This is a genomic window from Rothia sp. 32237D007AR, assembly GCF_053544675.1.
In genome coordinates this window covers 240,443-254,960 of the sequence record NZ_JBPPUO010000001.1, presented here as the reverse complement: position 1 = coordinate 254,960, position 14,518 = coordinate 240,443, and the positions used below count along the sequence as shown (strand labels likewise).

Annotated in this window: 10 protein-coding genes; 1 reads left to right on the top strand and 9 read right to left on the bottom strand. The window is 58.1% G+C overall.

The features are described from left to right. Nucleotides 1-49: 49 nt before the first annotated feature. From infB to ACED87_RS01170, 4 genes are all read right to left on the bottom strand, one after another. A complete protein-coding gene (gene infB, locus ACED87_RS01185) occupies nucleotides 50-2,959 on the bottom strand; it encodes a translation initiation factor IF-2 (protein WP_449081797.1) in 2,910 nt (969 codons plus the stop codon). Between the two features lie 187 nt (nucleotides 2,960-3,146). Beyond that, the gene (locus tag ACED87_RS01180) at nucleotides 3,147-3,410 is read right to left on the bottom strand and encodes a YlxR family protein (protein ID WP_449081912.1); all 264 of its coding nucleotides are present in this window, start codon (nucleotides 3,408-3,410) and stop codon (nucleotides 3,147-3,149) included. A gap of 193 nt (nucleotides 3,411-3,603) precedes the next feature. Further along, nucleotides 3,604-4,644, bottom strand: coding sequence for a transcription termination factor NusA (gene nusA / locus ACED87_RS01175; RefSeq protein ID WP_449081795.1), 1,041 nt, complete (start codon nucleotides 4,642-4,644; stop codon nucleotides 3,604-3,606). 138 nt (nucleotides 4,645-4,782) lie between these two features. Then, on the bottom strand, nucleotides 4,783-5,382 hold the full coding sequence (locus tag ACED87_RS01170; RefSeq protein WP_449081793.1) for a ribosome maturation factor RimP: 600 nt from the start codon (nucleotides 5,380-5,382) through the stop codon (nucleotides 4,783-4,785). A 168-nt stretch (nucleotides 5,383-5,550) separates the two neighbouring features. Between ACED87_RS01170 and ACED87_RS01165 the strand changes: the two genes are divergently transcribed. Beyond that, nucleotides 5,551-6,465, top strand: a complete 915-nt coding sequence (locus tag ACED87_RS01165; protein ID WP_449081792.1) for a hypothetical protein — start codon at nucleotides 5,551-5,553, stop codon at nucleotides 6,463-6,465. Here ACED87_RS01165 and ACED87_RS01160 read toward each other — a convergent pair. From ACED87_RS01160 to ACED87_RS01140, 5 genes are all read right to left on the bottom strand, one after another. Then, complete coding sequence (locus tag ACED87_RS01160) at nucleotides 6,416-8,233, bottom strand: proline--tRNA ligase (protein WP_449089487.1); 1,818 nt, start codon at nucleotides 8,231-8,233, stop codon at nucleotides 6,416-6,418. The two genes, ACED87_RS01165 and ACED87_RS01160, sit on opposite strands and share 50 nt — an antisense overlap. A gap of 200 nt (nucleotides 8,234-8,433) precedes the next feature. Next, a complete protein-coding gene (locus ACED87_RS01155; RefSeq protein ID WP_449089486.1) occupies nucleotides 8,434-10,134 on the bottom strand; it encodes a hypothetical protein in 1,701 nt (566 codons plus the stop codon). Between the two features lie 180 nt (nucleotides 10,135-10,314). Continuing rightward, entirely contained in the window at nucleotides 10,315-11,499 is a 1,185-nt protein-coding gene (locus ACED87_RS01150; protein ID WP_449089485.1) for a GNAT family N-acetyltransferase, read from the bottom strand. A 21-nt stretch (nucleotides 11,500-11,520) separates the two neighbouring features. Beyond that, nucleotides 11,521-12,684, bottom strand: coding sequence for a flavodoxin-dependent (E)-4-hydroxy-3-methylbut-2-enyl-diphosphate synthase (ispG, locus tag ACED87_RS01145; protein WP_449089508.1), 1,164 nt, complete (start codon nucleotides 12,682-12,684; stop codon nucleotides 11,521-11,523). 135 nt (nucleotides 12,685-12,819) lie between these two features. Then, nucleotides 12,820-14,130: a M50 family metallopeptidase gene (locus ACED87_RS01140; RefSeq protein ID WP_449089507.1), complete on the bottom strand. Its 1,311-nt coding sequence runs from the start codon at nucleotides 14,128-14,130 to the stop codon at nucleotides 12,820-12,822. Nucleotides 14,131-14,518 lie beyond the last annotated feature (388 nt).

Genomic DNA, 14,518 nt, shown 5'->3' with positions numbered 1-14,518 from the left:
GGCGGGGTGCCCCGCCTGCCGGCGTCCTTAGTATCAGCCAGGTAGAAGCCTAGACGCGGGGTTTTTCCTGCATCTCCCAGGTTTCAATAACATCGCCTTCCTTGATGTCGTTGAAGGAACCCAGGCCGATACCACACTCGTAGCCCTCGCGGACCTCGGTGGCGTCGTCCTTGAAACGGCGCAGGGATTCGATGTTGAGGTTATCTGCAACCACAGCACCGTCGCGTACCAGGCGTGCCTTGGAGTTGCGCTTGATGATGCCGGACTTGACGATTGAACCGGCGATATTGCCCCACTTGGAGGAGCGGAAGACTTCGCGGATCTCGGCTGAGCCCAGTTCAACCTCTTCGTATTCAGGCTTGAGCATACCCTTGACGGCTGCTTCAACTTCTTCGATAGCGCGGTAGATGACGGAGTAGAACTTCATTTCTACGCCTTCACGGTCGGCCAGTTCTGCCACACGCTCGGCGGGGCGGACGTTGAAGCCGATGATGATTGCGTTATCGACAGTTGCCAGGTTGACGTCGTTCTGGGTGATTGCGCCAACGCCGCGGTGGATAACACGTAGCTGAACTTCGTCGCCACCGGCCTCGATCTTCATCAGGGACTCTTCCAGTGCTTCAACAGCACCGGAGACGTCACCCTTGATGATGAGGTTGAGGGTGTCCATCTTGCCTTCTGCCACGGCGGCATCGAAGGATTCGAGGGTCACACGCTTACGGCGCTTAGCAAGCTGGGCGTTACGGTCAGCTGCTTCACGCTTTTCAGCGATCTGGCGGGCGGTGCGCTCTTCTTCGGTGGAGAGGAAGGTGTCACCTGCGCGGGGCACGGTGTTCAGACCCAGTACCTGTACGGGGCGTGAGGGGCCTGCTTCTTCCACATTGGTGCCGTTCTCATCGAACATGGCACGGACGCGGCCGTAGGCGGAGCCTGCAACGATAGCGTCACCTACGCGTAGGGTACCGGACTGGACCAGTACGGTGGTGACAGCACCACGGCCCTTATCGAGGTTAGCTTCGATGGCCACACCGCGGGCTTCCTTGTTGGGGTTAGCCTTCAGTTCCAGGGCACCGTCTGCGGTTAGGGTGACAGCGGCGAGCAGTTCGTCGATGTTCTTACCCTGGCGGGCTGAGACCTCAACAAACATGGTGTCGCCACCGTATTCTTCGGGTACCAGGCCGTATTCGGTGAGCTGACCACGAATCTTCTCGGGGTTAGCGCCTTCTTTATCAATCTTGTTGACTGCAACAACGATCGGCACGTTAGCTGCCTGGGCGTGGTTGAGTGCTTCAACGGTCTGGGGCATGACGCCGTCGTCCGCTGCAACAACCAGGATTGCGATGTCGGTGACCTTGGCACCACGGGCACGCATGGCGGTGAAGGCCTCGTGACCGGGGGTGTCAATGAAGGTCAGGTAGCGCTCTTCGCCTTCAACTTCGGTGCGAATCTGGTAGGCACCGATGTGCTGGGTGATGCCGCCAGCTTCACCGTCAATGACGTTGGTGTTACGGATAGCATCGAGCAGGCGGGTCTTACCGTGGTCAACGTGACCCATGACGGTTACAACCGGCGGGCGTACTTCAAGTACCTCTTCGTCCTCAGCCTCAGCTTCGGCAGCCAGGTTGATGTCGAAGGATTCGAGCAGTTCACGTTCTTCGTCCTCGGGGGAAACGATCTTTACGACGTAGCCCAGTTCGGCACCGAGCAGTTCGAAGGTTTCCTCATCGAGGGACTGGGTCTGGGTTGCCATTTCACCAAGGTGAATCAGGACGGTCACCAAGGCTGCGGCGTTTGCGCCAATTTTCTCGGCGAAGTCCATCAGTGAGGCGCCGCGACGCATACGGATCTCGGTGGTGCCGTCACCGTGAGGTACGGCTACGCCACCGATAGTAGGCTGACGCAGCTGCTCTTCACGACGCAGAGCTGACTTAGTCTTGCCCTTCTTCTTTTTGCCGCCACCGCGACCGAAAGCGCCCTGGGCGTTGCCGCGACCAGCACCGGGGCCACCGCGACCGGGGCCACGGTTGAAGCCGCCACCGTTACCGCCACCGGGGCCACCTGAGCCACGGCGGGGGCCACCACCAGCAGATGCACCGGCGCCGCCACGGGCACCGACGTTACCGCTCATCTTGGTGGGCATCATGTTAGGTGAGGGGCGGTTGCCGCCGCCACCTGCGGGGCGGGGTGCGCCACCGGCAGGGCGAGGCCCACCGGCACCTGCGCCAGCAGGGCGAGGAGCGTTGTTGCGGCCACCTGCGGGGCGGGGGCCACCGTTACCGCCACCGGCAGGACGAGGCCCACCGGGGTTGTTACCGCGGCCGTTACGACCACCTGCGGGGCGGGGGCCACCTGAGCGGCCGCCTTCGCCACGCTCGTTACGGTCATTGCGCTTACCCATGCCCTGTGAAGGGGCAAAGGGGTTGTTGCCGGGGCGGGGCCCAGGCTTAGCGCCAGCAGGACGAGGGGCAGCAGGCTTAGGAGCAGCCGGCTTGGGCGCTGACATGCCCTGGGTGGTGGAGAAGGGGTTGTTGCCGGGGCGGGGGCCAGCAGGCTTGGTGGCGGCGTCCTTCTTCTCAGCAGCAGGTGCAGCCTCGGTAGCAGGCTTAGCTGCGGGGGTAGCCTTCGGTGCAGCGGCCCCAGGCTTGGGGGCGCTTGAACCGGGCTTAGGTGCGCTAGCAGGCTTAGGAGTGCCAGCAGCCTTGGGCGCAGCAGCAGGCTTCGCTGACGTTGCCCCAGGCTTGGGAGCTGACGTGGAGGCAGCAGCCTTCTTCTGTTCTGCCGGGGCCTCAGTTGAGGCAGTAGCGTTGGGGAAGGCAGCACGCAATTTTTTAACTACGGGCGGTTCGAGGGTTGATGATGCACCCTTGACGAACTCGCCAAGTTCTTGAAGCTTAGCGACAGCTTCTTTGGATTGAATTCCGAGTTCTTTAGCGATCTCGTGAACGCGGGGCTTAGCCACTTTTCTCCTGTTCTGGTTCGCACCGAACAGGGGCGAACCTTCAGTTTGTATGAGGTTTCAGCTGGTTTTCAGCTGGGTTTTTGCCGGTGGGTGAGCACAGGAAAGTACTCATTGCGCGGCACTCATCGGGTTTCCATCAGTTTTCTGACTCGCTTTCGTACACAGTAAGTCGTCAAACTCGTTGACATTATTGGTTCGCCACCCCTGGCGGGGTTGGACCGGCTACCCGCTGGGCGGGAATGACCAGTTCCTTGGCATCGACCCGGGTTCTAAAGGCCCTGGCCAGCGCATTCTTTTTGAGTGCGAGGGCAAGGCATTCGGGTGTGTGGTGGAGCCAGGCTCCACGCCCCGGGAGGTTTTTGGCCCGGTCAAAGACTGCACACGGTGGTTCAGTCTGTGTGAGGGCAATACGGGTGAGGTCAGGGGCAGGTGCTGTGGTTCGGCAGCCAATACAGGTGCGGACGGGGGTGTGCAGCTCAGGCGCTCCCTTCGTGTTGTTAACCTATCTTCTGCTAGCTCTTTTGGCGGAGCTTGCAGACATGGCTGGGCGCTTGCCAGTCATGAGCACCCTCTGGTGGTGTGACCTCAATAGACCAGTTTAGCCCCCTTGCGGGGGCTAACGGCAAATATGTTAGTCAGCTCTCTTATTCTGCGCTAGTATCGAGGGCTTCTTCATCATCTTCGGTACCCGCAGCTCGAGCTGCTGCCATGGCAGCCTCGTACTTAGATGCTGAGATGATATCAATACGCCAGCCGGTGAGCTTAGCAGCTAGACGGGCGTTCTGCCCTTCCTTACCGATAGCCAAAGAAAGCTGGTCATCAGGTACGATAGCGCGGGCTGAGAAAGTCTTACGCTCGGTTACAGTAACGTCACTGACCTTAGCCGGTGAGAGAGCAGCAGCAATAAACTCTTCAGGGCTCTCAGAGTAATCGACGATATCAATTTTTTCGTCGTTGAGTTCGCCCATCACAGCACGCACACGCGCACCCATCTCACCAATGCAAGAGCCCTTGGGGTTTACACCAGCTTTAGTGGCACGCACCGCAAGCTTAGTGCGGTGCCCAGCCTCACGGGCAATAGCCATGATCTCTACCGACCCATCAGCAATTTCAGGGACCTCGTGCTCAAAAAGACGACGCACCAGGTTGGGGTGAGAACGAGAAAGCACGATTGAGGGGCCCTTGGGGCCACGCTTCGCTTCAAGCACATAAGCGCGCAGACGGGTGTTGTGAGTATAACGCTCCCCCGGCACCTGTTCGTTAGTGGGCAGTACAGCTTCTAGGGTGCCCAAATCAACGTGAATCATGCGGGGGTTAGGGCCCTGCTGAATCACACCTGAAATCAACTGACCTTCACGATCCTTGAACTCACCGAGAACAGCTGAATCCTGGGCATCACGCAGACGCTGCTGAATGACCTGGCGGGCAGTTGAGGCGGCAATACGACCAAAGTTATTGGGGGTATCGTCAAACTCACCAATCTGCTCATCGTTCTCATCAAGTTCAGGAGCCCAAATGGCGACTTTACCGGTGGTACGGTCAAGCTCAGCGCGTGAGCCGCGGATAGCACCGGGCTGCTTCTGGTAGGCCAGCAGGATGGCGCTCTCAATCATCGGGATCAGGGTGTCGATTGAGATGTCGCGCTCTTTTTCGAGCAGGCGGAGATTGCTCAAATCAATGTCCATGGTTGGCCCTTCCGTGTAACACGGTGCCGGGGCAAAGAAGCTCCGGCACCGCTTGCGGTGTATGTTCGCGCGTATGCGGCGCGCTGCCTCAAAAAGTATTGAGGTGCAGTCTTGTCTTTATATTCTAGCGATTACTTGCTAGCGGTTGAATTCAATTTCAACCTTTGCCCCAGAAATTGTGCCCCAGGGCAGGGTAACAGGGTCACGGTAGCTCTCAGGCTGACCCTTCTTGGTCTCCTTCTTCCGGCGCAGTACTGGCCCCTCATCGGTCACAACATCGAGCCGGGCCAGGTACTTCTCTCCCCCAGCTTCAGTAATCTCAATCAGACGGCCAATAGAACGCTTCCAGTGACGAGTCTCAAGCAAGGGGCTAGTCACACCGCGCGATGAGACTTCAAGAGAGTAAGGCACCTCACCATCATCAACGGCGTCAAGAGCCGTAGAGAGGGCCTGAGAAACCTCAGCAATAGTATCGAGAGACAGGGCATCAGTGCGGTCTTCAGGGTAGTCCACCACAATTTCCAAGGTTCGGTTAGCACCACTGCCCTTAGCAGTGAGCTTCTCCAAAACCAGCTTGAACTCCTGCTCTACCACCTGGGTAACAGCTTCACGCACACCCTCAACACTCACAAAGCTACCGGCAGGGGCTTTTTGGGTGATGCCCTGCTCGGCACGGGCAGCAGCCCGGCGCTCACGGGCGTTGGGGGCGTCCTTTTTACTGGCTTTAGGTGATGCCATCGCGCGTAACTCCTGGTATTGGGGCTCAAATATATTCACTCCAGCCTACCACCGGTGCCCTAGCAGCCTGCTAGGAATTCGCTGAGGGCGGGCGAGTCAGAGCACTTTTTGGCAGAATGGGGAGGGTGGGCCCTTGCCTGCACTGTTTCTTGTGAGAGGTAGCTACCTATGAATCGCTCTATTCGTCTAACCCCCGTGCTCCTGGCAGCCCTCTTGGCTGGCCTGCTGGTAGTGCTCCTTGCGATGGGCTGGTTCTCCCAGCGTCAGACAGAACAGATACGGGCTAACTTACAAGACCAAAGCACCATGGCTACCCAGCTCACGGCCCTGCAGCAGTCAGCCAAGGATGCAGGGAAAGATGATTTGGCCCAGGCCACCCAGGGCGCCCTTGAATCCCTAGCCCCTGCGGCCCAAGAAGTAACCGTAGGAGACTATGAACCGGTTGACCAGCAGCTTCAAAGCACGATCTCGGTGCTCCTTGAGCTAGGGTTTACCACCGAGGACGCCGGCGATCGGGCCCGCGCGCTCACAGCCCTTGCCGACCTGTGGCAGGCTGCCCGCCAGGACGGCCTGGTTTCTGCTGCCTACCCCGATGCCCTGGCTGATGATGTAGAAAAAATCAGCAACTACACCTGCAGCGATGAAGGGCTTGCCGCCGGTGCTCCTGATAATTCAGGTAGTGAAGAGGCTGCACAACCTGTCTCGCTGGCGCTTCTTCAGCAGAGCATCTACCAGCTCAACTACGTGAGCGAAGTCTATGCCGCCCGAGCCCAGCAGGGCTATGGGGCGGTAGCCTCCCAGGCTGGCCAGCTAGCGCAGGCCAGCACCGGCATGAGCCGCTTAGCTGCCCCCGTACTCACCTGCTACGGGGTCTTTGAGGCACCGGCGGCGTCCTACCCCCTAGTGGGAGCAGCGGACGCACCCCAGCACCTCACCGACGTCACCACGGCTATAGAGTCCAACGCGCGGGCCGCTCTTGCCGATCAGAACCTGGCAAGGTCAGCAGATGACCTTGAGGCCCTGGCGCTTATGCTTACCCTCGATGCCCAGGAGTTAGCGAAACTTCAGCCAGCACCTCGGTAACGGCGTCCTCAAGGCTGACCTCGCGGGCCTCACCACTACGGCGGTCCTTAATTTCGACCTTACCCTCAGCAAAGCCACGGCCAACTACCACAATGGTAGGAACACCCAGAAGTTCAGCATCACCAAACTTCACACCGGGTGATACCTTGGGGCGGTCATCAAACATGACATCCAGCCCAGCAGCTTCAAGGTCAGCAACCAGCTTCTCAGCGCCCTCTGCAACCTCAGCGCCCTTGCCGGTCATGACCACATGCACATCGGCCGGGGCCAGGTTACGGGGCCAGACCAGGCCTTTATCATCGTGGTTGCCCTCAGCAATAGCTGCCAGGGCGCGAGTAACACCCACACCATAGGAGCCCATGGTCACGGTCTGTAGCTTGCCGTTCTGATCCAGAACCTTCAGGCCCAGGGCCTCAGCGTACTTACGGCCCAGGGCGAAGATGTGGCCCATCTCGATACCACGAGCAGCAATCAGGGGGCCAGAACCATCAGGAGCCGGGTCGCCCTCGCGCACCTCACAGGCCTCAATCACACCATCAGCCTCAAAGTCACGGCCCAGTACCAGGTCGTAGACGTGCTTCTGATCCTCGTTAGCACCAGTAATCCAGGCAGAGCCCTCAACGACGCGGGGGTCAACAAAATAAGGAATACCGGTAGCTGATTCAGCACCCAGGAGCTTCTCACTCAGCGCCAGACCGGGGCCAATGTAGCCCTTGACTAGCTGCGGGAACTTCTTGAAGTCTTCCTCGCTCGCAGCTTCAACCTCAACTTCACCGCCAACACCCAGCAGGGCGCCCACGTTCACCTCAACACGGCCCAGATCAACGGCACGGTCACCGGGCACACCAATAGCAACCAGCTGGCGGCTACCATCAGGCAGAATAACGGCCAGCACCACGTTCTTCAGGGTGTCAGCAGCGCCCCAGGGCTCACCCTCGCGCGGGTGCAGGACGTTGGATTGTTCAACGAGAGTGTCGATAGTCGCTGAGTCAGGGGTCATCTCCACGTGGGCAGCTGGGGTGGAAGAGGCGTCCACAGGCTCAGGCACCACGGTAGTAACAGCCTCAACGTTAGCCGCGTACCCGCCCTCAGAGCGCACAAAAGTATCTTCACCAATGGGGGTGGGGTGCAAGAACTCCTCAGAGCGGGAACCACCCATCGCACCAGACTGGGCCTGCACAATAGCGATTTCAAGGCCCAGGCGCTCAAAAATTTTGATGTAGGCGGCACGGTGAGCCTGGTAAGCCTCTTCCAGGCCCTCATCATCAACGTTGAAGGAGTAGGAATCCTTCATGATGAATTCACGGCCACGCAGCAGACCGGCGCGGGGGCGGGCCTCGTCGCGGTACTTGGTCTGAATCTGGTAGAGATAAACCGGCAGGTCCTTATAGGAGGTGTAGAGGTCCTTGACCAGCAGGGTGAACATTTCCTCATGCGTAGGGGCCAGCAGCATATCTGCGCCCTTACGGTCTTGCAGACGGAAGAGGTTATCGCCGTATTCTTCCCAACGGTTGGTTGCCTCGTAGGGCTCGCGGGGCAGCAGGGCCGGGAAGTGTACCTCTTGGGCACCGATAGCGTTCATTTCTTCACGCACGATGTTCTCAATCTTGCCCAGTACCTTCAGGCCCAGCGGTAGCCAGGTGTAGACGCCGGGGGCAGCACGGCGGATATAGCCGGCACGGACCAGTAGTTTATGGCTGGCAACTTCGGCATCGACGGGGTCTTCACGCAGGGTGCGCAGGAACAGGTGTGACAGGCGCTGGACCAAGTGGTTTCTCGCTTCTCTCGTACGGGGCCCACCCACCGGCGCAAAAGGCGGGAGCGGGCATACTTACCTACCAGTTTACCGCCTACCTGCACGGGCTGTACCCGGTTTTAAAGAAAGGACGCCGGCGCCCCACTCCCCTGCCTTAGGGCAGGTAGGTAGGTGCCGGTATCCGCGCAGAAGAACCTGCGAATTCTAGGGGCTTAGAGGCCCAGGTCGTTGTACCAGGCTAGCTTGGCCTTGCCCAGGTCGTTGAGTTCAGCCTTCATGAAGATAGAACCCTTAGCCCAGATCAGGGTGCCGCCTTCAAACTGCTGGGTCACGGTGGTGGTGCCATTGACGGTTACTTCAGTTGCATCAGCAATGGGAGCGCCCAGCATGGTCATCTCGTTCCAGATGTTCCAGTCGCCACCGGCAGCCCAGTCGTTGTAGGAGGAGAAACGGCCACGATCAGCGAGGTTGAGGGCCTCAGTCAGAGCTGAAGACTCAACAGGCTGGGCACCGGCCAGGGGCTTACCGTTCGCGTCAGCCTTGATGTAGACAACCTTGTTAGCGTCAAGGCGCAGTTCAAGAACCTGCTGCAGGGGAATGAACTTAGCTGCTGACCAGTCGTAGGTGGCGTCGATCTCAGTACCGGTTGCGGTACGGTCCATCAAACCAGCGCCCCAGGTAACGGGAGAGGCAACGGTCTGGTTATCCCAGTTGATGCAGGTGCCGTAATCGTTGTACTGGATAAAGTAGTGGGAGATGACTGCGGTGCCAGAAGAGAAGAGGGCATAACCGTGATCGTCCCAGGTAACAGGGGTGGAGCACTGCTCAGCGGTGGTGTTGTAGAAGAGAGCACGCAGTTCTAAGGCCCCGGTCTTCCAGTGCTTGGTGTACTCGTTCTGGTAGAGGTAGGTGCCGTACTCACCAGGGTTAGCCAGGTAGATTGCTAGCGCGTCAGTGTTGATCATCAGCGCGCGGTCCTGGGAAATTGAGTAGATAGCTGAGATGTTGCCACCGAAGTTCAAGGTGACCAGGTCAGAGGTGACCTTAGTGAGTTCACCGCCGTTTTCAGCAACGACTACACCCTCAGCAAGAGCAAGGGCGCGGGCCTCAGCAATCTTGTTGGCAGCATCGCCAAAGTTAGTATCAGCCGGAGCTTCAGGGGCTACCGGAGTTTCAGGTTCTGCGGGAACTTCAGGAGCAACCGGAGCCTCAGGTTCTGCCGCTACTACGGGAGGAGTGACACCTTCAGCGACAGGCTCTACAGGAGGGGCGATACCTTCAGCGACAGGCTCTACAGGAGGAATGATACCCTCGGCAACGGGTTCTACAGGGGTAACGCCTTCTGCAAGGGGGGCAGGACCCTCAGCTACTACCGGCTCAGGCTGGGCACCGTAGACAACAGGGGCGGCAGGGGCAACCGCGTTATTGGTAAAGCAGGAACGGGTCTTAGAACGCTCTGCCTGCCAGGCCTTTGCCTCAGCAGAGTTCAGGTTAAGGTAGGAGCCTGCCTGAGTCTTCTCATCCAGCACAACAAGCCAGCGAGTCTTACCATCGTGGGTAGTAAGCGAAAGGCCACAGTGGCTGTGCTTCCAAGGGGATGATTCAGCGTTGCCGAACTTCTCAGCACCGCCTGCCTTAAGGAAGGCTGCGCCAGCTGCACCAGTGACAGCCTGAACACCGCCGTACTTACCCTGGGTTACAACGCCGTTTTCAAAGGTTTGCTGGGTGGCGCCGTTAGCAAAAACCTGCTGTTCGCCGGTTGCTGCACCTAGGACGTCCTGATGCTGCTCCCAGTAGGCGCCAATAGGGGTGGTGGTATCAACAGCAGCGTCAACGGCAAAGGCGCCGGGAGTCAAGGTCAGTGAAAGACCGATCAAGGTGGTGAGGCCAAGAGATGTGCGGAGGCTCTTCAATGCTTTCCCTCAAAGTTTCGTAAATAATGGGGTGCTCTGCGTCCGAAATTGGGGTGATTGGGGTTTCCAGACCTGCGATGCAGAGGTAAAAGTGTGCACCATTAAAACTACCAGTTACAGCAGGGCCAGAACACCACCCCTTTAGGGGACATGTGTAGTCTCACTGGGGGATATTCCTCTTTAGAAGAGAACTGTTGCAAAGGTTGAGCGCTGCTTCCAGCCCGTTGCAGCATAGAGGGCACTGGCCGGTGCGTTGTAGTCATTAACATAGAGCGACAGGTGCGGAAAACGCTGGCGAATCAGCTGACAAGCCTGCGCCAAAAGAACAGGCGCTAACCGCTGACCACGGTAGGACGGGTGCAACCAAACCCCTTGAAGCTGGCAGCTTGACCCATGCGCCAAACCCACATCAGTCTTAAAGACCACCACATTTTCACTATTTACCGCCACTAAGGTTCGGCCAGTGCGGGTGAGCTCATCAACGCGACGGGTGTAACCGGCCGGGTCACGCGTCATGGGGTCATAGCCCACTTCTTCGGTAAACATAGACACCGAGGCCTGTATGAGGCTGGGCCTATCATCAGTTCTAGCCCAGCGCACCTGCTCCACCACAGCAGGGGCACCCAAGGAGGGGCGAGCTAAAGTCGCACCGGCTATGTGGCTTAAATCAGTGGTCACAGGCAACTCAAGAAGAGGCTGATTTTTGCGCACATCAAAAGGGGCTGGCATGCGATGAGCAAGGTAACTCCATATACCCATGACAGGTTCCTGGTGACCAAAAATGGAGCCTATCTTGCGATTATGCCTCCAGATGTAGGCCGCCACCTGCCGGTGGTAGGTTTGCGGCACAGTCAGAGGGACACAGTTCGCACCTAACCAGAAAGCCCCCACCAGGGCATAACGAGGTTGGCCCTGAGACGGCGCAGGAGCAAAAGTCTCAGCTAGACCCGGCATAGGGGCTGCGGTGCGAGGGTTCGGCTCGGCGAAGTGCGCTCCAGCAGAGCGCCCAACCAGAGCCCCAGTTTTAGACCATAAGCCATTGAGGGCAGTCTTGACTTTAGCGGGCAGCCTCTCCCCTACAGGCAGGGTCAGGCCAGCAGAAGGCTGGGTGCTCCCAGCCCCCTGGAACCCTACCTCCGGGTGTATTTCACGGGGCACAAAAACTCCCATAAAACCTTGAGAGACCTTCAAAGAGGTCAGGGCGCTGGGGGCCGGTAAACCGAAGTGATGCAGGTGCTCAGCGGCAAAAAGGAAACCCACCGGGTCCGTCTCAATCATGGTTTCAAGTTCCGCCCGGTCATCCTTAGTCAGGGGGCGGATCAGGGCGTCATCTGCCCCGCGGGGGAAAGGTGAAAAGACGGTCACGGTGGATTTTCTTAAAGGTACTTAGGAGACGGAGACGGTAGGTTCACCAGAGAGGTCAATTTCGCCGCGCTCTTCCATTTCGCGGGCAATACGGTTGGCCTCTTCAATCAGGGTCTGCACAATATCCTCTTCAGGCACAGTCTTAATGACCTCACCTTTCACGAAGATCTGGCCCTTGCCGTTGCCGGAGGCAACACCCAGGTCAGCTTCACGAGCCTCACCGGGGCCATTGACAACACAGCCCATAACAGCCACACGCAGGGGAACCTTCATACCTTCAAGACCCTTGGTGACGTTCTCAGCCAGCTCCCAGACGTTCACCTGGGCGCGGCCGCAGGAGGGGCAGGAGACAATATCGAGCTTGCGGGGGCGCAGGTTCAAGGACTCAAGAATCTGAGCACCGACCTTAACCTCTTCAACCGGAGGAGCTGAGAGGGAAACACGGATAGTATCGCCAATACCCTCTGAGAGGAGGGCGCCGAAAGCAGTAGCCGACTTGATAGTGCCCTGGAAGGCAGGGCCGGCCTCGGTCACACCCAGGTGAAGGGGCCAGTCACCGGCAGCCGCAAGCTGACGGTAGGCCTCAACCATGATGACAGGGTCATTATGCTTAACCGAAATCTTGAAGTCGTGGAAGCCGTGCTCCTCAAAGAGAGAAGCCTCCCACACAGCAGATTCAACCAGGGCCTCAGGTGTTGCCTTACCGTACTTTTCCAGTAGGCGCTTATCGAGCGAACCGGCGTTCACACCGATACGAATAGAGGTGCCGTGGTCCTTAGCGGCTGCCGCGATTTCCTTAACCTGGTCATCAAACTTACGGATGTTACCGGGGTTCACGCGCACCGCCCCGCAACCGGCTTCAATAGCAGCAAAGACGTACTTGGGCTGGAAGTGAATATCGGCAATCACAGGAATCTGGGACTGCTTGGCAATGATGGGTAGGGCCTCTGCGTCCTTATCGGTAGGGCAGGCGACACGCACAATATCGCAACCAGCTGCGGTCAGCTCAGCAATCTGCTGCAGAGTAGCACCGATATCGTGGGTTTTGGTGGTGGTCATGGACTGCACCGAAATGGGAGATTCTGAGCCAACCCCTACACTACCGACCTTAAACTGGCGGGTTTTACGGCGCGGAGCCAAAACGGGCGGCGGAGCAGCGGGCATTCCAAGGGCGACCGAGGTCAAATCTTCCTCCAAAGGTTCTTTGGCGGTGCGAGCAAGGCGCACCTGTTCAACTATCTATTGTGCCACGCTTCAGCTCAAAGAGCGGTTGAGGTAAAGCACACAGGGTAGGCAGGGTGCCCTGGCAGCCGACTAACCCTAAAAAATACTCACCGGCTTGAAAATATCGGCAGCCACCAGAATCACCGTCATCAGCAGGAAGGCCCCAGCAACGAGGTAGGTCAGGGGCAGCAGCTTAACCGGGTCGAAGGGGCCAGGGTCGCGGCGTCCTAAGAGCTTTGCGCTCTTGCGGCGGAACCCCTCCCAGAGGGCACCTAGCACATGCCCGCCATCAAGCGGCAGCAAAGGAATAAGGTTGAAGAAAAAGAGCATGAGGTTCATCTGAGCAACCAAAGAGACCAAAGAGGCGGCCTTATCGCGCAGAATAATCTGGTCGTGTGAAGCAATTTCACCGGCAATACGGCCTACACCCACCACAGATACCGGGCTGTTGGCATCGCGCTGGCCGTTGGTGATAAGGGTGGTAGCTACCCCGTAGACGCGGGCTGGTAGCTTGATGAGGGCAGCCCCAATGCGGTGGAGCGACTCCCCTACAGTGGGTAGCACCTGGTCGATGGTTCCAGGGGTTAGCTCCGTGCTAGGGCCAATACCAATGAAACCGACCTCATGGGTCTGGTAGCTTCCATCAGGGTTGGTGAGGTAGGTGCCTGTGAGTTCATCGTAGATGGGGCGCACGGTCAGCATGGGGGTAATAGTGAGTTCAAGGTTCTGACCCTCACGCTCGACGGTGAGAGGCACCTGGGTATTTGCGTTGGTGCGGATAAGCTCGGTGAGTTGGTCCCAGCTGGTAATACTCTGACCTGCAAAGGTCCTAATAGTATCGCCCGGTTGTAGCCCGGCAGCGTTAGCTGGGGATTGGGGGTCCTGGGCCCCACATTCGGTAGGGCTAGGAGCACCTACAGTAGTGGGGTCAATAACCTGCACGCACTGGGCAACGCTCTGGACGCTGGTGGTCGGCTGGTAAGAGCCAAAACCAGTGATGAGCACGGCGGTAGCCACCACCCCAATGAGCAGGTTCATAGCTGGCCCGCCCAACATAATGATGATGCGCCGATAGACCGGTAGCTGATAGAAGAGCCTGCCCTGGTCAGTTTCGGTGACGCGTTCAGCATCCGCTGCTCGTGCCTGGCGGGCAAGCTGCTGCAAGGGGCTGGTGCCGCCTGCGCGCCCGTCCTTACCGTCGTTGCCGGGTGGGTACATGCCAATCATGGAGATATAGCCACCTAACGGTAGGGCCTTGAAGCCGTACTCGGTTTCGCCGCGCCGCCAGGAAAGAAGGGTCTTGCCGAATCCAATCATGTATTGGGGTACGCGCACACCAAAGAGTTTGGCTGGTACCAGGTGCCCTAGTTCGTGCAGGGCGATAGATGCGGCGATAGCTAGGGCCATCAGCACTACACCAATGATGAAAAGTAGGACGGTCACGCGAGGGTGCTCCTTAGAGGTGCGGCGCCCACAGGGGTTGGGCAGGTCATCTGTTAGAGTACGCCATAGTATGAGGGGCTGTCGCTTTGTGGGGTCTTTGAATTTACCCATAATGTGGCAAGGTGCCTGGCCCTTTGAGGTGGTTTTCACCTTTACTTTTAGGTCAGAAAAGCCTTTACGTCACAAAACGTCAAAGAGAAGATTTCCCTCCCCTTTATTTGGATAGAAAATACGGATTATCAGGTAGGCCAACTACTAAAGACCCCCAGTGACCTGCGAAAATATCAGCCACTACCACATCAAAACATTTTTAGGTATGAAATATACCTATTTGTTTTAAGGGCCAAACTCA